Origin of the sequence: Mucilaginibacter sp. KACC 22063, assembly GCF_028736115.1 — a bacterium.
Lineage (GTDB): Bacteria > Bacteroidota > Bacteroidia > Sphingobacteriales > Sphingobacteriaceae > Mucilaginibacter.
Genome location: NZ_CP117877.1, coordinates 1,147,201 through 1,170,787, shown reverse-complemented (window position 1 = coordinate 1,170,787; position 23,587 = coordinate 1,147,201). Strand labels below are relative to the sequence as shown.

At 42.0% G+C, this 23,587-nt stretch carries 27 protein-coding genes; 13 read left to right on the top strand and 14 right to left on the bottom strand.

From position 1 onward, the window contains the following. The first annotated feature begins 41 nt into the window (after positions 1-41). On the top strand, positions 42-1,337 hold the full coding sequence (locus PQ461_RS05175; protein WP_274302300.1) for a 4Fe-4S dicluster domain-containing protein: 1,296 nt from the start codon (positions 42-44) through the stop codon (positions 1,335-1,337). A gap of 11 nt (positions 1,338-1,348) precedes the next feature. Next, positions 1,349-2,182, top strand: coding sequence for a (Fe-S)-binding protein (locus tag PQ461_RS05170; protein WP_274302299.1), 834 nt, complete (start codon positions 1,349-1,351; stop codon positions 2,180-2,182). Here PQ461_RS05170 and PQ461_RS05165 read toward each other — a convergent pair whose 3' ends face one another. Further along, entirely contained in the window at positions 2,183-2,668 is a 486-nt protein-coding gene (locus tag PQ461_RS05165) for a hypothetical protein (RefSeq protein ID WP_274302298.1), read from the bottom strand. A 46-nt stretch (positions 2,669-2,714) separates the two neighbouring features. Between PQ461_RS05165 and PQ461_RS05160 the strand changes: the two genes are divergently transcribed. Beyond that, on the top strand, positions 2,715-3,200 hold the full coding sequence (locus PQ461_RS05160; RefSeq protein ID WP_274302297.1) for an ABC transporter ATPase: 486 nt from the start codon (positions 2,715-2,717) through the stop codon (positions 3,198-3,200). A gap of 19 nt (positions 3,201-3,219) precedes the next feature. On the opposite strand, the gene PQ461_RS05155 is transcribed toward PQ461_RS05160, so the two are convergent. From PQ461_RS05155 to PQ461_RS05145, 3 genes are all read right to left on the bottom strand, one after another. Continuing rightward, a complete protein-coding gene (locus tag PQ461_RS05155; protein WP_274302296.1) occupies positions 3,220-3,402 on the bottom strand; it encodes a type II toxin-antitoxin system antitoxin in 183 nt (60 codons plus the stop codon). Between the two features lie 6 nt (positions 3,403-3,408). Further along, complete coding sequence (locus PQ461_RS05150; protein WP_274302295.1) at positions 3,409-4,263, bottom strand: SPFH domain-containing protein; 855 nt, start codon at positions 4,261-4,263, stop codon at positions 3,409-3,411. 138 nt (positions 4,264-4,401) lie between these two features. Beyond that, positions 4,402-4,794: a group III truncated hemoglobin gene (locus PQ461_RS05145; RefSeq protein WP_274302294.1), complete on the bottom strand. Its 393-nt coding sequence runs from the start codon at positions 4,792-4,794 to the stop codon at positions 4,402-4,404. Positions 4,795-4,918: 124 nt separating this feature from the next. On the opposite strand from PQ461_RS05145, the gene PQ461_RS05140 reads away from it, so the two are divergent. Next, the gene (locus PQ461_RS05140; RefSeq protein WP_274302293.1) at positions 4,919-6,757 is read left to right on the top strand and encodes a glycoside hydrolase family 97 protein; all 1,839 of its coding nucleotides are present in this window, start codon (positions 4,919-4,921) and stop codon (positions 6,755-6,757) included. 172 nt (positions 6,758-6,929) lie between these two features. On the opposite strand, the gene mtgA is transcribed toward PQ461_RS05140, so the two are convergent. The 4 genes from mtgA to rpsF all read right to left on the bottom strand — a co-directional run bounded on the left by mtgA (position 6,930) and on the right by rpsF (position 8,808). After that, positions 6,930-7,619, bottom strand: coding sequence for a monofunctional biosynthetic peptidoglycan transglycosylase (gene mtgA, locus PQ461_RS05135; RefSeq protein WP_274302292.1), 690 nt, complete (start codon positions 7,617-7,619; stop codon positions 6,930-6,932). Positions 7,620-7,717: 98 nt separating this feature from the next. Beyond that, entirely contained in the window at positions 7,718-8,161 is a 444-nt protein-coding gene (rplI, locus tag PQ461_RS05130) for a 50S ribosomal protein L9 (protein ID WP_274302291.1), read from the bottom strand. 18 nt (positions 8,162-8,179) lie between these two features. Continuing rightward, positions 8,180-8,443: a 30S ribosomal protein S18 gene (gene rpsR, locus PQ461_RS05125; RefSeq protein WP_095705209.1), complete on the bottom strand. Its 264-nt coding sequence runs from the start codon at positions 8,441-8,443 to the stop codon at positions 8,180-8,182. Further along, entirely contained in the window at positions 8,443-8,808 is a 366-nt protein-coding gene (rpsF, locus tag PQ461_RS05120) for a 30S ribosomal protein S6 (protein ID WP_274302290.1), read from the bottom strand. The genes rpsR and rpsF overlap by 1 nt, the downstream gene beginning before the upstream one ends. 324 nt (positions 8,809-9,132) lie before the next feature. Between rpsF and PQ461_RS05115 the strand changes: the two genes are divergently transcribed. The 4 genes from PQ461_RS05115 (at position 9,133) to PQ461_RS05100 (ending at position 12,596) form a co-directional block, all read left to right on the top strand. After that, complete coding sequence (locus PQ461_RS05115; RefSeq protein ID WP_274302289.1) at positions 9,133-9,339, top strand: YtxH domain-containing protein; 207 nt, start codon at positions 9,133-9,135, stop codon at positions 9,337-9,339. Positions 9,340-9,479: 140 nt separating this feature from the next. Next, positions 9,480-10,451 carry a hypothetical protein gene (locus tag PQ461_RS05110; protein WP_274302288.1) on the top strand — a complete coding sequence of 324 codons (972 nt, stop codon included), beginning with the start codon at positions 9,480-9,482 and terminating at the stop codon, positions 10,449-10,451. Next, positions 10,444-11,784, top strand: coding sequence for a flippase (locus PQ461_RS05105; protein WP_274302287.1), 1,341 nt, complete (start codon positions 10,444-10,446; stop codon positions 11,782-11,784). Before PQ461_RS05110 ends, PQ461_RS05105 begins: the two co-directional genes overlap by 8 nt. Next, a complete protein-coding gene (locus tag PQ461_RS05100) occupies positions 11,781-12,596 on the top strand; it encodes an alpha-1,2-fucosyltransferase (protein WP_274302286.1) in 816 nt (271 codons plus the stop codon). The genes PQ461_RS05105 and PQ461_RS05100 overlap by 4 nt, the downstream gene beginning before the upstream one ends. Here PQ461_RS05100 and PQ461_RS05095 read toward each other — a convergent pair. The 3 genes from PQ461_RS05095 to PQ461_RS05085 form a co-directional block, all read right to left on the bottom strand. Next, positions 12,541-13,776 (bottom strand): glycosyltransferase, encoded by a 1,236-nt coding sequence (locus tag PQ461_RS05095; protein WP_274302285.1) that lies wholly within the window; start codon positions 13,774-13,776, stop codon positions 12,541-12,543. The two genes, PQ461_RS05100 and PQ461_RS05095, sit on opposite strands and share 56 nt — an antisense overlap. 157 nt (positions 13,777-13,933) lie before the next feature. Then, positions 13,934-16,237 carry a TonB-dependent receptor gene (locus PQ461_RS05090; RefSeq protein ID WP_274302284.1) on the bottom strand — a complete coding sequence of 768 codons (2,304 nt, stop codon included), beginning with the start codon at positions 16,235-16,237 and terminating at the stop codon, positions 13,934-13,936. Between the two features lie 56 nt (positions 16,238-16,293). Continuing rightward, entirely contained in the window at positions 16,294-16,605 is a 312-nt protein-coding gene (locus PQ461_RS05085; RefSeq protein ID WP_274302283.1) for a hypothetical protein, read from the bottom strand. Between the two features lie 135 nt (positions 16,606-16,740). Here PQ461_RS05085 and PQ461_RS05080 point away from each other — a divergent pair, with 135 nt between their 5' ends. Beyond that, entirely contained in the window at positions 16,741-17,277 is a 537-nt protein-coding gene (locus PQ461_RS05080) for a GNAT family N-acetyltransferase (protein WP_274302282.1), read from the top strand. A gap of 43 nt (positions 17,278-17,320) precedes the next feature. Further along, positions 17,321-17,722, top strand: coding sequence for a BLUF domain-containing protein (locus PQ461_RS05075; RefSeq protein ID WP_274302281.1), 402 nt, complete (start codon positions 17,321-17,323; stop codon positions 17,720-17,722). Here PQ461_RS05075 and PQ461_RS05070 read toward each other — a convergent pair whose 3' ends face one another. From PQ461_RS05070 to PQ461_RS05060, 3 genes are all read right to left on the bottom strand, one after another. Beyond that, complete coding sequence (locus PQ461_RS05070; RefSeq protein ID WP_274302280.1) at positions 17,723-18,580, bottom strand: NAD(P)-dependent oxidoreductase; 858 nt, start codon at positions 18,578-18,580, stop codon at positions 17,723-17,725. It lies immediately after the preceding gene. A 12-nt stretch (positions 18,581-18,592) separates the two neighbouring features. Further along, on the bottom strand, positions 18,593-19,255 hold the full coding sequence (locus PQ461_RS05065) for an MBL fold metallo-hydrolase (protein WP_274302279.1): 663 nt from the start codon (positions 19,253-19,255) through the stop codon (positions 18,593-18,595). A 61-nt stretch (positions 19,256-19,316) separates the two neighbouring features. Next, positions 19,317-20,243, bottom strand: a complete 927-nt coding sequence (locus PQ461_RS05060; protein WP_274302278.1) for a cobalamin-binding protein — start codon at positions 20,241-20,243, stop codon at positions 19,317-19,319. 93 nt (positions 20,244-20,336) lie between these two features. Between PQ461_RS05060 and PQ461_RS05055 the strand changes: the two genes are divergently transcribed. The 3 genes from PQ461_RS05055 to PQ461_RS05045 are packed head-to-tail and all read left to right on the top strand — an operon-like array spanning position 20,337 to position 23,586. Continuing rightward, a complete protein-coding gene (locus tag PQ461_RS05055) occupies positions 20,337-20,960 on the top strand; it encodes a LysE family transporter (RefSeq protein WP_274302277.1) in 624 nt (207 codons plus the stop codon). Positions 20,961-20,974: 14 nt separating this feature from the next. After that, positions 20,975-21,373, top strand: coding sequence for a hypothetical protein (locus tag PQ461_RS05050; protein WP_274302276.1), 399 nt, complete (start codon positions 20,975-20,977; stop codon positions 21,371-21,373). 56 nt (positions 21,374-21,429) lie between these two features. Further along, positions 21,430-23,586, top strand: coding sequence for a TonB-dependent receptor (locus PQ461_RS05045; RefSeq protein WP_274302275.1), 2,157 nt, complete (start codon positions 21,430-21,432; stop codon positions 23,584-23,586). Position 23,587 lies beyond the last annotated feature (1 nt).

Sequence of the window (23,587 nt, the reverse complement as noted above, 5' to 3'; positions counted from 1 at the left end):
ATGATTATATAACTTAGTCTTAACATTACTATGCACGCATAATGATTTTTCAGCTTCTTTTTCTTGTCATATTCGCTGCTGCGGTCGCATTATTTGCCTATAACGTCAAAAAGATCCGCCGCAATATATTACTGGGCCATCCGCTTGACCGGTCAGACAATCCTGCAGAACGCTGGAAGATCATGGCTAAGGTAGCCCTGGGGCAAAGTAAAATGGTGAAACGGCCGTTTGCCGCTGTGCTCCATATTTTTGTTTACGTTGGTTTTGTGATCATCAACATAGAGGTAATCGAAATCCTGATAGATGGCCTTTTTGGTTCGCACCGCGTTTTTTCCGGCTTCCTGGGTAGCCTTTACGGTTTACTTATCGGCGGCTTTGAAGTGCTTGCCTTGCTGGTACTGCTTGCATGCGTTGTATTCCTTTGCCGCAGAAACATTGCCAAATTAAAGCGCTTTACAGGCGTGGAGATGAAAGCCTGGCCTCGGTCTGATGCCAATTATATCCTGATCACCGAGATACTTTTAATGGCTGCATTTTTAACCATGAACGCTGCCGATCATAAACTTCAGCTGTTGCATTATGGTCATTACATTGCAGCGGGCAGCTTCCCGGTAAGTACCTTTCTTGATCCGCTATTGCCAACATCTGCAAGCTCACTGGTAATGATTGAGCGCGGATGCTGGTGGTTCCACATTGTAGGTATATTGGCATTTTTAAATTACCTGCCCTACTCCAAGCATTTCCACATTCTGATGGCGTTTCCGAATGTTTACTATTCTAAGCTGACGCCTAAAGGCCAGTTTACTAATATGGCATCGGTAACTAACGAGGTTAAAGCCATGCTTGATCCATCCTTTACGCCTGAGGCTGCACAACCTGGACGCTTTGGCGCAAAAGATGTGACCGACCTTACCTGGAAAAACCTGATGGATGCCTACACTTGTACTGAGTGCGGCCGCTGTACCAGTGTTTGTCCGGCGAATCTTACAGGCAAGCTGCTGTCGCCACGTAAAATTATGATGGACACCCGCGACCGCGTTACCGAGGTAGGCAATAATATAGACAAGCACGGCAAAGATTATACGGATAATAAAGCCTTGTTAGACGATTACATCACCCGAGAAGAACTTTGGGCCTGCACAACCTGCAACGCCTGTACAGAAGCTTGCCCGGTAAATATCGATCCGCTGAATATTATTACAGAGATGCGCCGTTACATTGTAATGGAAGAATCGCAGGCGCCTGCCAGCTTAAACAATATGTTTGGCAATGTTGAAAATAACGGCGCACCATGGAAATATGCAAGCTCGGACCGTTTTAACTGGGCTAACCAATAATTGAATTGTTAATGGATACTACAGAAAATATATCAGAAACTAATCCTCAGCAGACTGAAACGCTGCATGTACCAACCATGGCAGAAATGATGGCCGAAGGTAAAGTGCCTGAGCTGTTATTTTGGGTAGGATGTGCGGGCAGTTTTGACGAGCGTGCGCAAAAGATCACCCGTAGCATCTGTAAAATATTGCAGCATGTGGGCATCAGCTATGCTGTTTTAGGTGCGGAAGAAAGCTGCACCGGCGACCCGGCCAAACGCGCTGGTAACGAGTTTCTGTTCCAGATGCAGGCCTTAGCCAATATTGAAGTATTAAATGCTTATGAGGTTAAAAAAATTGTGACCGGCTGCCCGCATTGTTTTAATACGCTTAAAAATGAATACCCGCAATTAGGCGGCAACTACGAGGTTATCCATCACACGCAACTTATACAACAACTGATAGACGAAGGCCGCTTAAAGGTACAGGGTGGCGAAAGCTTTAAGGGCAAACGCATCACCTATCATGATGCCTGTTACTTAGGCCGCGCTAATGATGTTTACGAAGCGCCGCGCAGTGCATTAGAGATATTAGACGCCGAACTTGTAGAAATGAAGCGCTGCCGTACAAACGGTTTATGCTGTGGTGCAGGCGGTGCGCAAATGTTTAAAGACCCTGAAAAAGGGAACAAAGAAATAAACGTTGAGCGTATTGGCGATGCCATTGAAGCAAAGGCTGAAATTGTAGCTTCTGCGTGCCCATTCTGCATGACGATGCTGCGCGACGGTGTTAAGTACTTTGAAAAAGAGCAGGAAATGCAGGTGCTTGATATTGCCGAAATCACTGCCAGGGCAAACGGCTTGTAACTACTGCTTGTCTTTTTCTTTCAGGTAAAGCAAGGCATTGCGCAGGCTGTCTACCCGTTCGGGTTCCATGTTGCGTACGGATATGCTTAATGCGGTGGTCATGGAGTCGACGTTACCTCTGGGATCATCATAAGTTTGCACAATAATATCGTCGGCAATGGTTTTAAACTGAAGTATCCCTGCTGATGAAGTGCCTAAATAGTTAATGTCGCTGAAACGATGCAGGTGAAAAGAATAATATTCCTGTTTACCGTTAGCATAAGTTTTACGGAGGCGTACAAAAGAATCTCCGGTTAAACTGAGTTCCCACTTTTTTAGTTTCGCATCACCGTTCGGATCAAAACACTGGTATAAGCAGCGGTTGCCCCAGGTAAGCCATTCTTCTGCGTTCATGCCCGGTTTAAAGCACAAAGCCGAAGCAGCACACAACACTATGAACGACAGCAATAAAACTGGTTTACGCACTAACCGGTTTGACTTTAACATGGCAACTCTTTATAACTTCGAAGTTAATAATTTAATAAATTTGCAAATGCAATTTTCTGAAAATTCGAGGGTTTGGATCTATCAGTCGGACAGGCAACTTACCGATACCGAAACGCAACAAATACAACAGCAGCTTAACGCCTTTACGCAAAGCTGGACAGCACATAACCATCAGCTTAAAGCCGGTGCCGAAATAAGGTATAACCGTTTTATTATACTGATTGTTGATGAAAGCCAGGCGGGAGCAAGCGGCTGCTCAATTGATAAATCAGTAAACTTTATGAAACAGCTTGAGCAGCAATATGACATCAATCTGTTCGACCGCTTTAACCTTGCTTACCGCGAAGGAAGCGAAGTGCTATCCGCCCCGCGCCACGCGTTTGAAGAAAAAATAAAGCAAGGCACCATTAACCGCAGCACCATTGTATTTAATAACCTGGTACAAAACGTTGCCGAGTTTAATACCAAATGGGAGGTGCCATTTAAAGATAGCTGGCATGTTCAACTTTTCCGCGATTTGATCAATGCTTAAAATATAAGAGCCGTATTTACTACGGCTCTTTATCCTGCGATTTCTTTTTTGCTTTATCAAGCCGGCCTGCTTTTTTCAAAGCATTGTGCAGTACCCACTCTATCTGCCCGTTAACGCTCCTAAACTCATCGTTTGCCCATTTTTCAATGGCAGCCATGGTTTCTGCATCAATCCGTAAAGCAAACGATTTCTTTTCCGCCATTCTCTGTTATTGATATAAACTACCTGTATTTACTACTGGTTGGGTTTCCCTGTCACCGCAAAGCACAACCATCAGATTACTTACCATAGCTGCTTTACGTTCTTCATCAAGATTGATGATTTCCTTTTCAGACAATAATTTCAAGGCGCTTTCAACCATCCCTACTGCGCCCTCAACTATTTTATGGCGTGCAGCAACTATAGCTGATGCCTGCTGGCGGCGAAGCATGGAGTGCGCTATCTCCGGCGCATAAGCCAGGTAACCTATACGGGCTTCAACAACTTCAATACCTGCCATCTCTAAACGTTCGGTAATTTCAGTTTCCAAGGCATTATTAATATCATCAAAATTGGTACTTAGGGTAATGGTAGCCCGTTCATCCTCAAAATGATCATAGGGAAAACTACCTGCCAGTTTACGTACAGCCGAATCTGTTTGTATACGTACAAACTGATCATAATTGTTTACCTCAAAGGTTGCTTTAAAGGTATCCTTAATGCGCCAAACCAATATTACGCTTATTAATACCGGGTTACCCATTTTATCGTTCACCTTTATTTTCTCACTTTCAAAGTTGCGTGCCTTTAATGACAGGCTTACCCGCAAATACAACGGATTAATCCAAAACAATCCATTTTGGTTTATGCTGCCCGCATACTTACCAAAAAGCAACAAAACTTTAGCACTGTTAGGGCTTACAATAACAAGCCCCTTTACTGCAAAAATAAATAGCAGGATACAACAGATTAAAATTACGGTCTGCTCTGTAGCTCCTGAAATGGCAATTCCTACTAATGCAATAATACCAACTATCGTGGCTGCATAGCCGTTATAAGGTTGTAAGGTTTTTTCGGTATTCATATAATTTAATTTGATATTAAAATGATATCACAATCTTCGTAAGATTAATTGATATAAACAAGGAATTGCTTACAATTATTTATCATAACAAATTGATTGTTAGTGCCGAAAGTAATACACAAGAAAATACGTAGAAGATTACAATATCGCCCTACCCTCGTGCCCTCTGAAGTAATTGATCTTGGTTTCAAACATCTTGGCAATGTTAGCTGCACGCCATTTAGCTTCGGCTGCCTTTTCGCCGCTGAACAATTCGTCAACAGTAGCTGTAAACAAAGCCAGCCATTGTTCAAAATGCTCATGGGCAACCGGCAAATTCACGTGCGGCGGGAAAGGCCTGCCATGGTAAGTATGTTGTTCCAGTAACAGCGTTTGCCAAAAGGTGTACATTTTTTCTAAATGTATTGGCCAGCGGTCTTGTATCCGCTCGTTGAAAATAGGCCCTAATAATTCGTCAGTCCTGATCTTTCCGTAGAAGGTGTCTACCAATAATTTCACATCATCCAGGTTCAGAATTTCATTTTCAGCCATGTACAAATTTAAGGCTTTGCCAATTTCAATCCGTAATTAAAGCGTCATTGTAATAATTAAATCACTTGTCATTTACAGCAATAAACATTATCATTGAAAAATCAATACTGTAAACCTGACATTTATGAAAGCTTTGCTTACCTGCCTTTTGGTCGCCGCTTCTGCTGTTACATTCGGGCAAAACACCCAAACACTCAGCAGCCCCGATGGCCACATTAAACTTAACCTTTCCATCAATAACCACGCACTAACCTATAATGTAAAGCAGGATGCTAAAACAGTTATTCAGCCATCTGCTTTAGGCATAGCCAGTACTTTACCACAGCAGCAACCTTTTAAATTTGGGACACAGGTAAAACGTTTTATTAATGAAACATACGCATGGCGGGGTGTACATGCTAAAGCAGTAAATAAATGTACCGACTTGCTACTGCCGGTGTTAGATGAAAAAGGCAAGAAGGTAATTAGCCTCGAAGCACGTGTTTATAATGACGGCGTTGCCTTCAGATACATTTTGCCAGCCAGCGGAAAGGTTGAGATCACTGAAGATAATACCCAGTTTAATATTCCGGTGGGTACTACCATTTGGGGACAAGCTGACATTAACGACTATGAAGGCGAATACCAAAAGCAAAATATAGAAGATATTAAAGCCGGTCAGTTGTTCGCTCCTCCCCTTACAGGTAAGCTATCATCAGGCACCTACATTGCCATTACCGAGGGCGGTGTTATTGATTTTGCAGGGATGTCTTTAAAATCCGGAGAAAAGCATACGCTACAAGCTAATTTAAAAGGCAACATTGTGCTTAATGGCAACATTGAAACGCCTTGGCGCATTATAGAAATAGGCTCGTTAAATACGTTGGTTAATTGCGATATCGTAGCCAATGTATCACCTAAGCCGGATAAAACATTATTTCCTGATGGCTTTGCCACAAGCTGGGTTAAGCCGGGCAAAAGTGTATGGTCGTGGTTAACGGAGCGCCGCTCGGTTACACTTGATAACATGAAAGAGTTTTCGCGCCTGGCGGGTAAGTTAGGCATTACTTATAACCTGGTAGATGCCGGCTGGGCACACTGGAAAAACGGCAACCAGGACAATTTCGACATGCTGAAAGAACTGGTAGCTTACTCTGCAAAGCAAAATGTAAAGATCTGGGTTTGGAAATCGTACCCATTAGATGAGGGCGTACCCGGACTGGAGGATGATAACTATCGTGCAGAATTCTTTAAACGTTGTAAAGATTCAGGCGTGGTAGGCATTAAGATAGATTATTTTGACAGCGAGAAACAGCAGGTATTAGCATTTTATCTGAAAGCGCTTAAAGATGCCGCAAAGCTGCACCTGATGCTTGATTTCCACGGCGCAGACAAGCCTACCGGGCAAAGCCGCACCTGGCCGAACGAACTTAGCCGCGAAGGTGTACGTGGCTTGGAAAACACCGTTAAAAGCTGGCCTTTTCACAACACAACCCTACTTTTCACCCGCTACCTGGCCGGCCATGCCGACTATACACCACTTAGCTTTTCGGAAAAAATAACACATGGCACAACCCTTACACACCAGGTAGCTACCGTTGCTGCCTTTACCTCGCCGTTTATGTGCCTGGCAGCCGACCCGGATTCGTTACTGAAAAGCAACATAAAAGATATGGTGAGAGATATGCCCGTAACCTGGGATGAGACCATTGTACTACCTGCTACCAAAATTGGCGAAATTGCAGCCTTGGCACGCCGCAATGGCACTACATGGTACCTGACTGTATTGAATGGGGAAGAAGCGCCTAAAACCGCTAATATTAGCCTTAGCTTTTTAGGCATCGGCAATTATACCACAACAATTCTGCATGATACCGACACCCGCATGAAAACCGCCATTGAGCATTCGCCCACTACAAATAAAACCAGGCTAAATGTCGACCTGAAAAGTGGTGGAGGTTATTTGGCTGTGTTTAAGAAGTAGAAGAGGCCCCACCTAAATCCTCCCCAGTCCAATGGACTCATTTGGAGTAGGGAGGACTTTAAACTCATTTGTCATTGCGAAGCATCCCGATAAGGGTTGATGAAGCAATCACAAACACGCAAATACTTAAATTATTCGACTCCCTCTCCTTTGGAGAGGGCCGGGCAAGGCTCTAAAAATCAAGTGGCCCTAACCTGCGCATGTTCTTGCGGATCAGGTACTGATGGTGCCGCAGACGGTCGTCAGGATTGGTGGGCGACCATTTCAACGGATTAGGAAAAATAGACGCAATGGCCGAAGCCTGATACTTATTCAACTGCGAGGCATGTACATGGTAATATTCCTGCGCAGCAGCTTCTACACCGTAAATACCATCCCCCATTTCAATAATGTTCAGGTAAACTTCCATTATACGCTTCTTACTCCAGAACAGCTCTATCAGCATGGTAAAATAGGCCTCAAAACCTTTACGCACGTATGAACGCCCGGGCCACAGAAATACATTTTTGGCGGTTTGCTGAGAGATAGTGCTCCCCCCCATCAGCTTATGACTGTGCTGGTTCTTATCAATAGCACGTTCCATAGCTTTAAAGTCGAACCCAAAATGGTTCAAAAACTTTTGATCTTCGGCTGCTACGGCAGCACGTTTCATAGGGTCTGCAATATCATCAAAGTCTACCCAGTGCTTGTCAATCTTCCAGTCTTTGCCATCAGATTTGCGCTCGAAACCCCGCTCAATCATCAGCAGGGTAAACGGCGGATTGATAAACTTTAAAGCCAGTACCCATATAATGCTGATACCAAAGAATGCAATAGCCAGTAATTTAAGTATGCGAAGCGCCAGGCGCCAAATTCCCTTCATAGTTGCCTATAAAAATAAAGAAGGTGCTTAGTAATTACTAAACACCTTCAACAAATATTTTCAAATCCGAAATGTAAATTTCGAAATCCGAATGCTGATTACTCAGCTACAACTTCGAAAGGAACTTTAACTTTCACTTCTTTGTGAAGGTTTAAGTTTGCAGTGTATTCACCTAAAACTTTAGGATCCTGATCGAAAGTGATGCGACGACGGTCAACCTCGAAACCTTGTTTTTTCAATGCATCAGCAACCTGGATAGTGTTGATAGCACCAAAGATTTTACCGGTTTCACCAGCTTTAGCACCGATAGTAAGCTTAACGCCTTCTAAACGGGTAGCGATGTCTTCAGCATCCTTACGGATTTTGTCTTGTTTAAACTGAGCTTGTTTCAAGTTCTCAGCTAATACCTTACGTGCAGATTCTGTTGCTAAAATAGCGAAGCCTTGTGGGATAAGGTAGTTACGGCCATATCCTGCTTTTACTTTTACTACTTCGTCTTTCTCACCAAGGTTTTTAACGTCCTGTTTTAAAATAATGTCCATTTTCTAAACCTCCTGATTTTATTTTAACGAATCGGTTACGTATGGTAACAAGCCGATGTGACGAGCACGTTTAACAGCCTGAGCCACTTTACGCTGAAACTTTAATGAAGTACCAGTTAAACGGCGAGGTAATACTTTACCCTGATCGTTAACAAATTTCAATAAAAAGTTTGCGTCTTTGTAGTCGATATATTTAATACCGTTCTTTTTAAAGCGGCAATATTTTTTGCGGTTATCCTCCACTTTAGGAGCGGTAACGTATTTAATTTGATCGTTTGCCATTATTGTGCTGCCTCCTCTGCTTTAGCTGGTTTTTTGTTGAAAGCGCCGCTACGTTTTTTGTCGTTGTAAGCAATGGCGTGTTTATCCAGCGCAATAGTTAAGAAACGCATTACACGCTCATCACGTCTGTATTCAACTTCCAGTTTGTTAATTAATTCACCCGGAGCCTTAAATTCAGTTAAGTGATAGTACCCTGTAGATTTTTTTTCAATTGGGTACGCTAATTTTCTCAAACCCCAATTATCCTCTTGGATAATTTCGGCTCCGTTATCTGTAAGGATCTTGCTAAATTTGGCGATAACCTCTTTAGCAGCCTCGTCTGATAACAACGGGGTAAGAATGATCACGGTTTCGTACTGTTGCATTGTTATTTATTTACTGTTTACCCGCTTTAAACGGGGACGCAAATGTAAGGATAATTTTATCTTTTTCAAACAGATAGGAAAATCTTTCTGAGGTGTGGAGTATGAGTTTCCGAGGTGCGAGTTCCGAGTACTGAGTATTTGAGATCCGATGTGTAAGACCTATGTATACAGATGGCAAATGACCGCACATTCAGTAATTCACTAACTCTCTGATTCAAAACTCAGTCCTCAGAACTCGCACCTCGCTCCTCAGAAACCCGCAACACAACAAAATTCTTGGCACTAACATTGCACCCTGTTAAATAACATTAATAAAACATCACTATGAGCCTTTTAAAATATGTCGCTATAGGCGCAGCTGTTGCTTACGGCGTAAACCTACTTGTAAAAAAATCTTCAGAAAGCGGAAAGTCAGTTGTTGACGAACTTTCTGATCAGGCACCACAATGGCTGGAACACCTTAAAAAATATGGCCGCGAAGCGCTGGATGAAATTAACAACCGTGCACAGCAGGCCAAAGAAAGCATCTAACACAAAAAGCCCCGCAACAAGCGGGGCTTTTTGTTACCTAATTACAGCAAAACTTTGTTGATCACAGTAGAAACAATAACTAATTGAAATCATGACAGCTTGTAGTTTGCCACATTGCATGTAATATTTATCTTTACCTAATGCCTTTAACCCTAACTAATAAACTTTTCAGCCTATATGTCCGGCTGCGCTATCCAAAAGCGCCAAGGGCTTTAAGTTATTATTACAGGGATACTTACAATTGCGAAATGCATCAGCTGAAGTATTTTTTCAGCGACTACATTAAAAAGAAAAAATATAAAGACATTTCATTTAACGGCGAGTTTGCTCCCGAGTTGCAGTTTGTGCTCCCGTTTGCATATTGGCACTACAAAAATGGCACGTTAAAAAGTACGCGTTCTGCCAAATACACCAAAGAACTTTACTTTTTCTCGCCAGATCATTCAGAAAGCTTTGACACGCGGTCAAACGAAGGCAACTATAACTTTGAAGTACCACGGATACTATACAGCCATGATTACAATATGAGCAAGTGGCTGCCGGTACCGCTAAAAGCCCAGTATGCAAATGATATATACGTTTATGATAAACCTATACTGATCATCGCCAACCGTTACAACATGGAATGGGATGGCCCGCCTATCAGTTTTTATGATATACCAACGTTAGACTTTATCATTAACCATCTTAAAAACGATTACACCATTATCTATAATCGCCCAAGGCCCGAAAACATTACCATGGACAACAGCGATGTTTACGACCTTAATGAATTTGACTGGCTAAATGCAACACATCCTGAAGTTTTATTAATGGAAGATCTGTACCAGGAGAATAAAGGAAACGCTAATAATTTCAACCATTTACAATTGATGATATACGCCAATGCCAGCCATTTTATATCTGTACATGGTGGCACCGCCACCCTTGCCAGTTATTTTGGCGGTACAAACCTGATCATATCTAAGCAGGGACCTGAACATTACTTTAACTGCTACCAAACACTTTACCCTAAATTATCAGGCGCAAAAATCTTACATGCCAAATCAAACGACGAGATAAAAGCATACATCCATCAGCATTTTGCTGTTAATACCCCGGCTGATGTCTGAAAAGAAAAAAGACTTGTACTGGCTTAAATCTGCTGTTCTTACTGTTCTTCAAAGCATGTCGGGTGTATTACTTGGCTTTGGCAGCTTTTACATGCTGGTGCGTTTGCTCACCAAGTATGAGTTCGGTGCATGGACACTGTTTACAGCAACCACAACCATCCTTGAATTTATTCGGAACGGTCTTGTGCAAAGTGCATTAATCAAATTCTTATCGGGCGCACAACCCGCCGAACGGCCTAAAATCATATCAGCATCTTTTACCATCAGTGGTGCGCTTACCATTGTATTTATCATACTTAACTTTTGCTGCGCCAATTTTTTAGCACAGTTATGGAAAATACAGGAATTACTGCCCATGTTTCTGTGCTACAATTTTGTGTTCGTATTTTCAGGCTTTCTGACCCAGTTTCAATCCATCGAGCAATCTGGCTTCAAGTTCAATGGCATTTTCATCAGCACACTAATCAGGCAGGGCGGCTTATTCATTTATATTGCCTGCGCATATCTTTTGCATTTTAAGTTATCGCTGGTAAACCTGGTATATGTACAAATTGCAAGCACTTTCATCAGCTCAATTATATCTTACCTATTTGTTCGCAAAAGCTTTAAAATAGCCTTCTCATTTCAAAAAGAATGGATATTAAAACTGTTCGACTATGGCAAATATGCTTTTGGTACCACCATAAGCGCCATGCTATCAAACAGTATAGACCAGATGATGCTGGGCGGCATATTATCGGCAGCTTCGGCAGGCGCTTACAATGTAGCGGTGCGTATTACCAACCTGGTAGAAATACCCACCAGTTCTATTGCTACCATTGTATTTCCACAAAGCGCACGGCGCATAGAAAGCGATGGTAAAGAAGCCGTCAAATACCTGTATGAAAAATCGGTGGGTGCGGTGCTGGCCATTTTAACCCCGGGGCTAATCTTTCTTTTTGTATTTGCAAATTACATTGTAGAGTTTATTGCAGGCCAAACTTATGCCGATACCATCCCGGTTTTGCGTGTTACCATATTGTATTGCCTGCTCATCCCTTACGGCCGCCAGTTTGGTACCGTACTCGATTCGATGGGGAAACCGAAGCTTACTTTTATTACCGTAATTATCACCGGGGCCATTAATGCCCTGCTCAATTACCTGCTTATCAAAAAAATGGGTGTTATGGGTGCAGCCTGGGCTACGCTTGCATCAAACGTAATTGGATTTTTTGTTGCTCAGGTCATCTTAAAGCGCGAATTGGGTGTTAATTTTGGCAATACATGGCGCTATGCACTTGGATTTTATCCGGAACTTTATAAAAAATACCTTAAACCCGTTTTAGCAAGATGATAGGTACCACATTCTGCGGAAGAATGGGCAACCAGATCTTCCAGTTTTTCTTTTTTCAGTACGTTAAAGAAGCTAACAAGGACAGGATCATTGTGATACCTAACCCCAGCCATGCCTATTTTTATAAGTATTTCGATTTAGGCAAATACAACTACATCGGCAAAAAATACTACAAAGTACTTACCTACGCTTTTTACAAACTTGGTTTATTACGCAAGCAGGTTTACATGCAGAACTACCATTCGCCTAAGCCATTTGAAGCGCAAAATGGCACTATGTATCATGGCTTTCATCAAACCGAATGGTACCTGCAAAACACAACCAATCCAGTAATCCCTAAGATCAAAAGGCAGTACGCCAAGGCTTTTGATAAGCAGTATGGGATGATATTCAGTAAAGAGAAAACTTTAGTGGTACATATACGCCGCACCGATTATTTAAATTACGGCAAACGTGACATCTCATTACCTGTCGAATACTTTAAAACTCAACTGGAAAAGATCAATAACTTAGACAGCTATCGCGTTTTCTTTTGCAGCGATGATATGCCTTTTGTTAAACAACATTTCCCTGCAAAAGAGAACTATGTATTTGCCGAGAACAATGAGATCATTGATTTTCAACTCCTGATGAATGCCGACACGGTGATTATCTCAAACAGTACGTTTGCGTGGTGGGCTGCTTATTTAAGCCCAAAGAAAAATAAGGTTATTGCGCCTAAAAACTGGATGGGCTTCCGTATAGGTAAAGAACACCCTAAGAAAGTGATGACACACCGCTTTCAGTGGGTTGATGTTTTAGATGAGCATTAATAATATCGCCTATTTCTTCTGCACGCTTTTCCCAGGTATTCTGAGCTGCTAAAGCTATACGCTGCTGTACTTTATCTGCTGTATTATTTTGCAATCCGACATTCAGTGCTTCGGTAAAAGTATAAGCATCCGGACAAAAGTCTACAAGGTCGCCGGTATATTCTTTTAGATCCGGGTTAAAGTCGGTAATAACAACAGGCTTTCCGGCGCTCAGGTACTCAAATAACTTTAAAGGGAAAATGGTATCGCTTACTTTATCTTTTTTAAAGGGGATGATAGCTACATCAAAACCCTTTATCAATGAGGGTACTTCATTATAATCAACCGGGCCGATAATGTGTAGATTTTGAGCGTTTGATAAAGCTTTAGGTACATATTCGTGCCAAACCGGGCCTGCTAAAACAAATGTCTTTTCCGGATTAGCCTCCACAACCTTTGTAAGCAGTTTATAATCTATTCGCCTTTCAATTGATCCTAAATATCCAATAACGGGTTTTGGCAAATCTTTAATTTTAGGATGAACAGGCAAGCTGTTCTCCGTTGCTTTACCGAAATGGGTAACATCGGCAGCATTGGGTACAAAATAAGTATTTTTATTAGCCTTACGCTTTTCGTTGTAAAGCGCTTTACTGGTACAAATTACCAGGTCACTTTTCTTTACCAATATTTCTTCTGACACAAAACCGTGCTTCATGTCGTAAGGCACAATCATTGGGTCAACACACTGATAAACTGTGAGTACAGGCTTAATCAGTTTAGCAATGTTAGGAAAATGAAAATTAAAAGAATTGATCAGTATAAATTCTTTAACACCGTCAGCCTTAAGTGCTTTATTAATGCGGCTGCCCATTATGGCTTCATTAATTTTCAAAGCCGAACGAAAAACCGGGCCTTCGGGTAAAAAGTTAATAGGAAATACCGGAGGAACAATAATGATCTTAAAATTGGGCAGCTCTGTATCAATTAACCCGTTTGATGAGGGTTTATATAAACCCTGCCTCCTTTTTAACTCTTCCGAGTCCTGGTATTTTATGTAGTCTTTTAGGGTAAACGGATAATCAACAAAGTAAACTTTGTTATTTTTTGCAAGGCTGCGTGCCAAAAACAATGACGTTGCTTGTATGGCGCTATCATACTTAGTATTAGCCATAAAAACAATCGCCCTGCCTGTTAATATCATAAGGTGGCTTAAAATAACCTTATTTCAACTATTTCATTATACTTTTTAAAAAGTCAACATTTTGAGTTACATAAATAAACTTAAAAGAAATATATGATTTATTAAAACGAAAGGAGAGCTTATACTCTCCTTTCATTAGTATCATAATAATATCGAATTAATTTATGTTCAATGGCAGATAAAAACCGAATGTAATGTTACGGCCCGGGTTGTAGACACCATATGTTGGATCTTCCTGAGAAAGCCGGCCCGGACGCAGCCTGTTAAGCGCATCATAGTATTTCTTGTTAGCTAAGTTATATCCAGATACATAAAGCTTTATTGGCTGCGCGCCTAATTTGAACGTTGTACCTATACTTGCATTAATCAGCGTATAAGAATCGGTTGGGGTTTCAAAAGTTGGGTCGATACGGCTTTGCTTAAAGAAGTTATCTAAGCCAACAGACATGTAGAAGTCCCTTAACCCGCGCACTTTAGGCTCAAAACGCAAGGTGTTATGTACCACACCTGCAGGAATCAGCGGCAGCGGCCTGTCGAAAGATTCGTTCTGCGCATGTGTATAGCTGAAGGTATTATCCAAATGCAAGAAACTTGTTGGGTGAATATTAAACGCACCTTCAACGCCATATAGGTTTGCATTTACCTGGCCGTAGTGGTACACATCATAAGTTTGATTGTTTCCGTTGTCATCCGGTACAGTAATCACATCGCCACGTGTTGCTGATGCATAGATATAATCATGCACGTAGTTTTCGTAAATACCTAAACTACCGGTAACCACTTTTCCGCCAAACTCAAGCGTTGCATCTGCCTGATAGCTACGCTCCGGTTTCAGGTCAGGGTTACCCACTTCGTAACGGGTTGTACCTTCGTGAACCCCATTTGAACCAAGCTCGGCAGGATTAGGCGCTCTGAATGCTGTCCCCGCATTGGCCTTAAAGCTAAATATATCGTTGAATATGTGCGTGTAACCCAAAGCACCACTCAGGTTAGCAAAGTTATTTTTGAAACCGGCAAATTTTTGTTCGCCGTCAAGCTCCATAGCTTTACCATTGTTATTGATATAATCTACACGTAAACCAGCGTTAAAAGTATTTTGGTCCCATGTTTTTTTGATGTAACCAAAGGCACCGGCATTAAACTGGTCGTAAGCAGGAATTAAAAATTCTGTCCCTTTGTTTAAGCTATGCTCGTCACTGGTACTGATACCTACAATAGGCTGCCAGCCATTTTTTTCAGGCAGATAATATTTAGCATCTAATGAGTAAGTGTTTAAATCGAAGAATAAAGCAGGAGTTGGTTCGTCAAGCTCGCGGCGTTGATTTTTTTGATAACCTAAGTCCAGTTTCAATGAACCATCGCCAATGATAAAGTTATTATTCAGGGCAATTTTATAGTGACGGATATCCTGACGAGGAAAATCTAATGTTCTGCTTTTGCCATCATTAGTATATAAAGGGTCTCCGGGTTCAGAGTCATAAAAGCCTATGTTATTTTTCCAGTAAGAAAAATTCAGGTGCGAATAGCCCCAGCCTTTATTAAGTCCTAACAAACCACTTAAGCTAGTATTATTGTATCCGCTATTGATATAATAACCGGCAGGGGTTTTAAAATCATACGCGTTTTGGTATGAACCACGGCCACGCCAAACAAAACCATCTGAGTTACCGCTCAGCATTACCGAGTTGTTGGTAAGCCCATTATTGGTTGAATAACTGGATAACACCTCACCTTTGATCTGTCCCGGAGGTGGAACCAATGGATCAAGCACGTTAATTACACCGCCGATAGCGTCAGATCCATATAGTAATGAAGCCGCGCCACGTAGCACCTCTACCCTGTCGGCAGCGTTTTGATCAAGCTCAATACCGTGTTCATCTCCCCATTGCTGGCCTTGTTGTTTTACTCCGTCATTTAGGGTAACTACACGGTTGTATCCCAAACCACGGATTACCGGTTTTGAGATACCCGGGCCTGTCGTGATTTGGCTTACACCCGGAACCTGTTTAGCCAAGCCGTCAATAAGGTTGGTAGCAGGTGATAGCAATTCATCACGAGATACGCTGGTTGCGGCAGTACTGTTATAACGGCTGCTTGCAGATACAGGAGTACCAACAATCACCACTTCTTTGGTTTCGACAATACTGGCATCAAGTGCGAAATTCACTGTCGTTTCTGCACCCAGATCAATGGTCTTGATCTGTGACTTGTAACCCAGAGATTTTACTTCAACCACATATTTACCACGCTGCGGCAATGAGCGGAAAGTAAAATTACCATTGCCGTCTGTTACGGTGGCTACTCTTAATTGCGAAATAGTTACGGTTGCACCGGCTACTGCCTGGTTATTTTTAGCATCGGTTACTTTACCGTTAAGCTGGCCTCCGGCTTCTATAGCGGCAAATAAATAAAATGGGAATATAAGGATCAGCAATGCGCTGAAAAACGTTTTCAAATTCATTTTAAGGTCTTTAAGTATTCAATAAGTTTTATGCGCAAACGCGCTTTCAAAATTTATTAAACTACCGGGGGACCACGATTACTGGCATGCTGGGTTTCAATGCCGTTATATGATTGCCTGTATTCGAAGTAGCAATTAATAGCAGTAACTGCCAATGTAAACAGGGTATTTTGCTGATGAAAAAACAGTTGCAGATGACCATTCTGCGCACATATCTTACACTGCTCATCATTCACTTTCTTGTTTTGATGATTACTGTAAGTTTCTTTCGGGTGGTTATGCGCAATAACAATCAGCTGACCTGTAGCAAAGGTCAGTAACAGCAATAATGCTGATAAAATCCTGGCTGATTGTTTTTGTATAGTCATGCAAGCGCAAATATAACGTGTAATATTTACAATACAATTTGTACTTTATTTACACTATGTAACATTTACCTATGCATTACTGTTTAAAATACTAAAGTTTGCAGTACAACCCAACTCTAATCTGTAACCCCATTTATGATTATTGCAAAAGCAAATATTGCTGACACCAAAGCACTGACAACGTTAGTAAATAGCGCCTATCGTGGCGAAAGTTCAAAACAAGGCTGGACGACTGAATCGCACCTGATAGATGGCTTGCGCATTGACGACATCACGATGCTTACTTACCTGCAGGACGATAAAGTAACTATACTAAAATACCTTGACGACCAGCAGCAATTAAAAGGTTGTGTTTACCTGGAATACCGCTATACGTATTTGTACCTGGGCATGTTAACCGTTGCGCCCAACAAACAAAATAAAGGTATAGGCAAACTATTACTGATAGCGGCTGAGGCTTATGCTCTGGATAAAGGCTGCCCCAGCATTACCATTACCGTGATCAGTTCGAGAAGTGAATTGATTGCATGGTACGAAAGGCATGGGTTTGTCCCTACCGGTGAAATAAGGCCATTTCCAAAAGATGACAAGTTCGGCATTGTTAAAACCCATATAGAACTCATGGTTATGGAAAAAAGGTTACCACCAGCTAAAACTGAAAAGGTGCATTGAACGTAATTGATGTATACAGCAAAAAATGAAGTACCAGATTTACATGAGCTCTTCCACTGAGCTTTTGAACGAGGATCAATTAATTGATCTTCTTACCAAATGCCGCGAAAATAATAGGCAAAGAGGCATAACGGGTATGTTGCTTTACGCCGATGGCTCTTTTATGCAAGTACTTGAAGGCGAAGAAAATGCGGTAACAAACTTATACCTAACAATACGCCAGGATGCCCGCCATCGCAACATTATTAATATGGGCGACGGAGAATTGAAGGAAAGGAATTTTCCACAGTGGACGATGGGTTTTAAGTCTGTACACAAAGATGACCTGAGCAGCCTTAAAGCATTCATCGACCCGCAATCGAAAGAAATTCTGGATAGCGGCAAGCGCCATGCCGCCATTCATATCATTAAATCTTTTATAGCTACCAACAGGTTTAATATGTAATTACCGTTTCAGGTATTTAATCACTGCCATTACATCCTCGTCGCCCATACCACTGTTTAAAGCTTGTTGAAAGGTATCGCTTAAGGGTGCTGATAAAGGCATATCAATACCTTGCTCGCGTGCCAGGCGCAGGTCTTTTGCCAGGTACTTTAATGCAAAAGCCGCCGGAAACTGATTTTTCATAATGGGATCCGATTTCATTTTTGTGATACCGTTACCTACCGCACCTTCGTTAATAATGGTCAGCATGTTTTCGGTACTTACGCCGTTAGCCTCTGCAAATAATACTGTTTCTGCCAGCCCCTGTAAATTTAAACCCAGTAAGTAGTTGATGGCAAGCTTTGCCGCGCTACCTGCACCTACCGGGCCTACATGGATGGATAGCTTACCAATTACATCAAGTATTGGCTTAGCCTTTTCATAATATTCAGCATCGCCGCCTACCATTAATATCAGCGTAGCATCCTGCGCGGGCTTAACACTGCCCGATACCGGGACATCTAAAAAAGACGCGCCTTTAGCACGGCATTGCTCATCAACGTACTTTGAAGTTTGCGGTGCAACGGTACTTACATTTATAAACAGCTTCCCTTCGGCATTGGCGCTTAATAAACCATCAGCACCTGTAAAAATTTCCTTTACGGCGTTATCGTCAGATACCATTACAAAAATTACATCGCTGGCTTCAACCAGTTTAACAGGGGTTTCTGCTGATGATGCACCAGCCGACAATGCTTCCTGCTCCTTGCTTTTGGTGCGGTTATAAACCGTTACAGGATAACCTGCCTTTAAAATATTCTTTACAATGGGGTTGCCCATGTTGCCGAGCCCAGCCCAGCCAACTTTTATATCACTCATATTAATACTTCACTAATTAATTTCTATGTAATCGCCCGGATTCTTCAGCACAATATATTTAATGTCATTTTTCTCGAAATGCTTTTGATAATTGTTGTGACGGCTGTTTAGAAAGAAGTCTTTTACATACCCATCATGCACAGCTAAGATTTGCTTAGGCTTCAACCTGTCGGCAAACTCAGCAACTTTAAGTTCGTTGGTAAAAGGCGCCATGATCGGCAATAACAGTAATTCGATCCCCTCGTGACGGAACATTTTTTCCTCGAATGAATCTACCGGATGCAATACTTTGCCGTTGATGATCAATGCCGTCATTTGCGGAACAGGCGCATCAAGCAGGGGTTCATGTACTACAGAAAATGCCTGTACTTTGAACGGACCAATTGTAAAGTCGCCATCTGTAAGTAATTCTGCCTGTATTCCTTCTTCATCAAGCTGTTGGGCAACCTGCGCATTTGTATAAACAGGAGCCTTGGTTAGGCTAACGATCTTTTTGAGATTTTCTGTATCCAGGTGATCAGGGTGGTTATGGGTAATAATAATAGCTTGAACATCGCTAAACATTTCTGTTGTTACCTGTCCTTCAACAAACGAAAACATTCCGGGATCAACCAGTAATTTAAAATCCTGATCTTCAAAAACGATGCACGAATGCAGATATTTATAGATTTTCATAAACGCAGTTTATACAAGAACTGCCTTTACTTTAAAAAGTTCTGATACTTTACGGCAATAGTTAAACTGCAAATTTGATCCAGCCCTCGCCTTCGTAACCAAAAATAAATTGCTTGGGATTAATAATTTCGGCAAGTATTTCTATCGAATCTACAATGCGTGGCCCGGGGCGATTGAAGTACTGATTGCCATCGGCAATAAACAGCTTACCCTCTTTAACCGCTTTCAGGTCGTTAAAACCCGGTAGCTCTAACAGAATATTAATTTCTCTTAAGGTACGCTCAATCGGGAAACCGCAGGGCATCACCACAATAATATCAGGGTCTTGCAGCAGTATATCATTCCACTCTACATAAGGTGAATGCTTGCCTTGTTCGGCTAATATAGATTTGCCGCCTGCAATTGCTACCAGTTCCGGCACCCAATTACCCGAAACCATCAACGGGTCAAGCCATTCTACACAAGCAACAGAAGGCTTGGCTTCGATAAATTTCAATTTATGCCTGATGATATCTACCCGCTCGGTCAGGTCTTCAATTAAAGCCTCTCCCCTGTCAGGCACATTTAAAGCGGCAGCTACCTGCCTGATATTTTCAAATACGTCGTTTAATTGTGCCGGTTCCAGCGATACAATCTGCGTTTGTTTATCTAAAAATCCTGACAATGCCTGCTCTACATCTTTAAGAGATACGGCACAAACCTCGCATTGCGCCTGTGTAATTACAACATCCGGTTGAAGCTGCTTAATTTTTTCACGGTCAATGGTGTAAACAGACAATGCTTCACTTAAGATCTCTTTAACCTTGTTATCAATTTCGCGGCTGGATTGATGATTACCAACCGTTGCGCTTGAACAAACCGGCAATGATTTTATTTCTTCGGGATAATCACATTCATGCGAGCGGCCAACAAGATTTTGCTGCATACCCAGGGCACATACAATTTCTGTTGCGACAGGTAGTAAGGATATAATTCTAAGATCAGACATGGATAAAAAACTGTTTGCAAATAACGGGCAAAATCAATTCATAAAAAATAATGTTTACATAAAGTTTAAAAACCTGTGTTAACTTTATAGCCAATGATTTTTTTAACCTTCTTTATCGGCTTAATAGCAAATTTTATTGGTTACATCCCTCCGGGTAATATCAATTTAACGCTCGTTCAGATCACTATTAACCGCGGCATGAAACAGGCATTGCAGTTTATCATAGCCTTTTCGTGTATAGAGTTCTTTTTTACATTCTTTATTATGCATGCAGCCGACTGGCTTAACAGCCAGATGCACCTCTCGACTGCTATTGATATGGTGATGATTGTGCTGTTCACCACATTGGGCACTATCACCTGGCTTAACCGCAAAAAACCACCAAAAGCCAAGTATGAAAATCATGAGAGTATCAAATACGGCATTTTATTGGGATTCCTTAACCCCATGCAAATACCTTTCTGGCTTATTGCCGGTACTTATGTGATTACGCACGAATGGATACTTACCGGAAATTTTGCGTTAACCATTTTTAGCTTAGGCTCTGCAGGTGGCGCATTCTTATGCTTGTTTATATATGCAGAGTTCGCGCGCTACATCCAGTCGAAATTTACACTGAGCACCAAACTGATCAATACTTCTATTGCCTTGCTGTTCTTTTCTTTTGCGATATATCACATCGTTAAACAGATTTACTTGCTCTGCTTTAAACATTAAACTATTTTTGCAGCATGCTGCGCAGCACTATAGCAATATTCCTGGGGCTTTACTTCTTTTTGGCAAGTACATTACTGCCAAAAGGAGATTTTGCATTAATGCAGGATTTGCATGGCATGTACCAGCAATATGCATCTATTGATGATCCTAAAGAAGTGGGGGTTATCGACTTTGTTTTTGATTACCTGCTGAACGGTGAGGCTTTCTCCAATGATTCTTACAAAGGGCATCCCATCCCCTACAACACCGTTCAGTTTCAGCACAGTGCCAATTTCATGAATTATGTGGTGCTGACTGTTCCGCGGATTATTCCGCCTGTACAAACAATCTCTTACAATTACCATATTAAAAACGACTGCACTGCCATGTGCGGTTTCTCTGCCAGGCTGCTGCGCCCTCCTGTAAGCTGCTGATTTCCTAAAGGCCCTTTACGGGAAAAAAAACTTATTTATTTACAAATCAAATCAGCATGAAAAAAATTTTATGGCTGTTGCTGCTTTGTGCTAATACAGCATGGGCACAACACAGCCTTACAGGAATAGTGCGCGACAGTGCGTCGCACGAGACATTGCCCGGCGTTACCGTACAAATAAAAAACACAACTACGGGCACCGCAACAGATGCAAACGGAAAATTCGTATTAAAAAACATATCAGGTGAGCAAACGCTGGTATTTAGTTATACTGGCTATAAAGCAAAGGAGATCACAGTTTCGCCAGGAACAGATAAGGTTATCACCGTAAATCTTACAGCCACGCAGCAGGAGATTGAAGAGGTGGTAGTTTCTTCTACACGTACCAACTCAAGGATTGAAGACCTGCCCATGAAGGTGGAAGTTTTAGGGCAGGAGGAAATGGATGAGGAGAACCAGTTGAAACCAAGTAACGTAGCAAGCATACTCGGCGACCTGTCGGTGATACACGTTCAACAAACTTCGGCAGTTACGGGTAATACCACCATTCGTATGCAGGGATTGGATGGCCGCTACACTCAACTACGCCGTGATGGCTTGCCCCTGTTTGATGGCTTTTCAGGAAACTTTGGCGTGTTATCTATCCCTCCGCTTGATCTTAAACAGATAGAGATCATCAAAGGCTCATCGTCTACCCTATATGGCGGTGGTGCCATCGCAGGCCTTATCAACTTCATCTCAAAAACGCCTTCGCCCGAGCGCGACCTGTCGTTCACACTTAACCGCTCGAGCCTGAAGGAAAACAACTTCAACGGTTATTTCTCTCAACGTTTTGATAAGATAGGCTTTACCTTTCTGGCACAGCAAACTATACAGGGTGCAGCCGATGTAAATAAAGATGGTTTTTCAGACGTGGCTAAAGTCAACTCGACCCTTGTACACCCGCGCTTCTTCTATTATCCAAACAGCCGCAGCCAGTTTGATGCAGGCTACGCATTTACTTACGAAGACCGTATTGGCGGCGATATGCAGGTAATTGACGGGCACGCCGATAATATTCATCAGTATATAGAGCAGAACCTATCATACCGTAATACTTTCGATTTTCATTATCAGAATACATTGGACAGCATCAATCACTTAACCGTTAAGGGCAGTGCAAGCAATTACCGCTTGCATAGTAACGACGATGGCTTCCATTTTAACGGTAACCAGTTACTTGATTATGTAGAGGTTTCAGACCTGATCAATGCCAAAGCCAATGACATTGTGTTAGGCGCTAACTACACCGGCGAATATTTCCGCAAACAACCTTCTGACCCTACGCCGCTGACTGATTACACGTACCACACGTTAGGTGCCTTTGTACAAGACGGCTGGCATGTTACCAAACAGTTTTTAATTGAGGCAGGCCTGCGCACCGACCATCATAATGAATATGGCTGGTTTGTATTACCAAGGCTTGCTTTACTTTACAAACCTGTGCAATCATTATCTATACGACTGAGCAGCGGCTTAGGGTATAAAGCACCGAATATTTTTACGCCAGAAACGCTTTCGGGTAATTACAGCAATCTGCTGCCGGTTACCAGTTCATTATCAAGCGAACGCTCATTGGGGGTAAACTTTGATGCCAACTACCACATCAAATTGGGTGAAAAGGCCAGTATGGATATAGACCAGGCTTTGTATTATTCGCGTATCAACAACCCGCTGATACCTGTTTTTAATGCAGACAATACAGTAAGCTTAAGCAATGCCGCTTATCGTATCAACTCGGCGGGTACCGATACCTATGTGCGTTTATTAGTTGATGATTTCGAGATTTATTTTGGCTACAACCACACTATTGCCAAAGAGGCCATGACGGGCAAAACAATCTATCTGCCGTTTAGCCCGCAGAATAAAATATCAGCTACTGTAGCCTATGAAATTGAAGGCAAATGGCGAATGGGTTTAGAAGGTAGCTTTGAAACTAACCAGTATATCAATGAAAACCAGCGAGTGCGTAATACGCCTTTCGCTGCCGCCATGATAGAACGTAAGTTTGGGAAACACTTTAGCCTGGTAGCCAATTGCGAAAACCTGACCGATTTCAGGCAATCGAGATACGAGCAATTATATACGGGCACCATTACCCATCCGGTGTTTACACAACTTTGGGGACCGATTGACGGGCGCATTGTCAACCTGGCTTTACGAATAAAAATTTAAC

Excerpts from the sequence above, each read along its gene's own strand:
- PQ461_RS05175 (WP_274302300.1), top strand. The coding sequence starts at position 42 with ATGATTTTTCAGCTTCTTTTTCTTGTCATATTCGCTGCTGCGGTCGCA.
- PQ461_RS05170 (WP_274302299.1), top strand. The coding sequence starts at position 1,349 with ATGGATACTACAGAAAATATATCAGAAACTAATCCTCAGCAGACTGAA.
- PQ461_RS05165 (WP_274302298.1), bottom strand. The coding sequence starts at position 2,668 with ATGTTAAAGTCAAACCGGTTAGTGCGTAAACCAGTTTTATTGCTGTCG.
- PQ461_RS05160 (WP_274302297.1), top strand. The coding sequence starts at position 2,715 with ATGCAATTTTCTGAAAATTCGAGGGTTTGGATCTATCAGTCGGACAGG.
- PQ461_RS05155 (WP_274302296.1), bottom strand. The coding sequence starts at position 3,402 with ATGGCGGAAAAGAAATCGTTTGCTTTACGGATTGATGCAGAAACCATG.
- PQ461_RS05150 (WP_274302295.1), bottom strand. The coding sequence starts at position 4,263 with ATGAATACCGAAAAAACCTTACAACCTTATAACGGCTATGCAGCCACG.
- PQ461_RS05145 (WP_274302294.1), bottom strand. The coding sequence starts at position 4,794 with ATGGCTGAAAATGAAATTCTGAACCTGGATGATGTGAAATTATTGGTA.
- PQ461_RS05140 (WP_274302293.1), top strand. The coding sequence starts at position 4,919 with ATGAAAGCTTTGCTTACCTGCCTTTTGGTCGCCGCTTCTGCTGTTACA.
- mtgA (WP_274302292.1), bottom strand. The coding sequence starts at position 7,619 with ATGAAGGGAATTTGGCGCCTGGCGCTTCGCATACTTAAATTACTGGCT.
- rplI (WP_274302291.1), bottom strand. The coding sequence starts at position 8,161 with ATGGACATTATTTTAAAACAGGACGTTAAAAACCTTGGTGAGAAAGAC.
- rpsR (WP_095705209.1), bottom strand. The coding sequence starts at position 8,443 with ATGGCAAACGATCAAATTAAATACGTTACCGCTCCTAAAGTGGAGGAT.
- rpsF (WP_274302290.1), bottom strand. The coding sequence starts at position 8,808 with ATGCAACAGTACGAAACCGTGATCATTCTTACCCCGTTGTTATCAGAC.
- PQ461_RS05115 (WP_274302289.1), top strand. The coding sequence starts at position 9,133 with ATGAGCCTTTTAAAATATGTCGCTATAGGCGCAGCTGTTGCTTACGGC.
- PQ461_RS05110 (WP_274302288.1), top strand. The coding sequence starts at position 9,480 with ATGCCTTTAACCCTAACTAATAAACTTTTCAGCCTATATGTCCGGCTG.
- PQ461_RS05105 (WP_274302287.1), top strand. The coding sequence starts at position 10,444 with ATGTCTGAAAAGAAAAAAGACTTGTACTGGCTTAAATCTGCTGTTCTT.
- PQ461_RS05100 (WP_274302286.1), top strand. The coding sequence starts at position 11,781 with ATGATAGGTACCACATTCTGCGGAAGAATGGGCAACCAGATCTTCCAG.
- PQ461_RS05095 (WP_274302285.1), bottom strand. The coding sequence starts at position 13,776 with ATGATATTAACAGGCAGGGCGATTGTTTTTATGGCTAATACTAAGTAT.
- PQ461_RS05090 (WP_274302284.1), bottom strand. The coding sequence starts at position 16,237 with ATGAATTTGAAAACGTTTTTCAGCGCATTGCTGATCCTTATATTCCCA.
- PQ461_RS05085 (WP_274302283.1), bottom strand. The coding sequence starts at position 16,605 with ATGACTATACAAAAACAATCAGCCAGGATTTTATCAGCATTATTGCTG.
- PQ461_RS05080 (WP_274302282.1), top strand. The coding sequence starts at position 16,741 with ATGATTATTGCAAAAGCAAATATTGCTGACACCAAAGCACTGACAACG.
- PQ461_RS05075 (WP_274302281.1), top strand. The coding sequence starts at position 17,321 with ATGAGCTCTTCCACTGAGCTTTTGAACGAGGATCAATTAATTGATCTT.
- PQ461_RS05070 (WP_274302280.1), bottom strand. The coding sequence starts at position 18,580 with ATGAGTGATATAAAAGTTGGCTGGGCTGGGCTCGGCAACATGGGCAAC.
- PQ461_RS05065 (WP_274302279.1), bottom strand. The coding sequence starts at position 19,255 with ATGAAAATCTATAAATATCTGCATTCGTGCATCGTTTTTGAAGATCAG.
- PQ461_RS05060 (WP_274302278.1), bottom strand. The coding sequence starts at position 20,243 with ATGTCTGATCTTAGAATTATATCCTTACTACCTGTCGCAACAGAAATT.
- PQ461_RS05055 (WP_274302277.1), top strand. The coding sequence starts at position 20,337 with ATGATTTTTTTAACCTTCTTTATCGGCTTAATAGCAAATTTTATTGGT.
- PQ461_RS05050 (WP_274302276.1), top strand. The coding sequence starts at position 20,975 with ATGCTGCGCAGCACTATAGCAATATTCCTGGGGCTTTACTTCTTTTTG.
- PQ461_RS05045 (WP_274302275.1), top strand. The coding sequence starts at position 21,430 with ATGAAAAAAATTTTATGGCTGTTGCTGCTTTGTGCTAATACAGCATGG.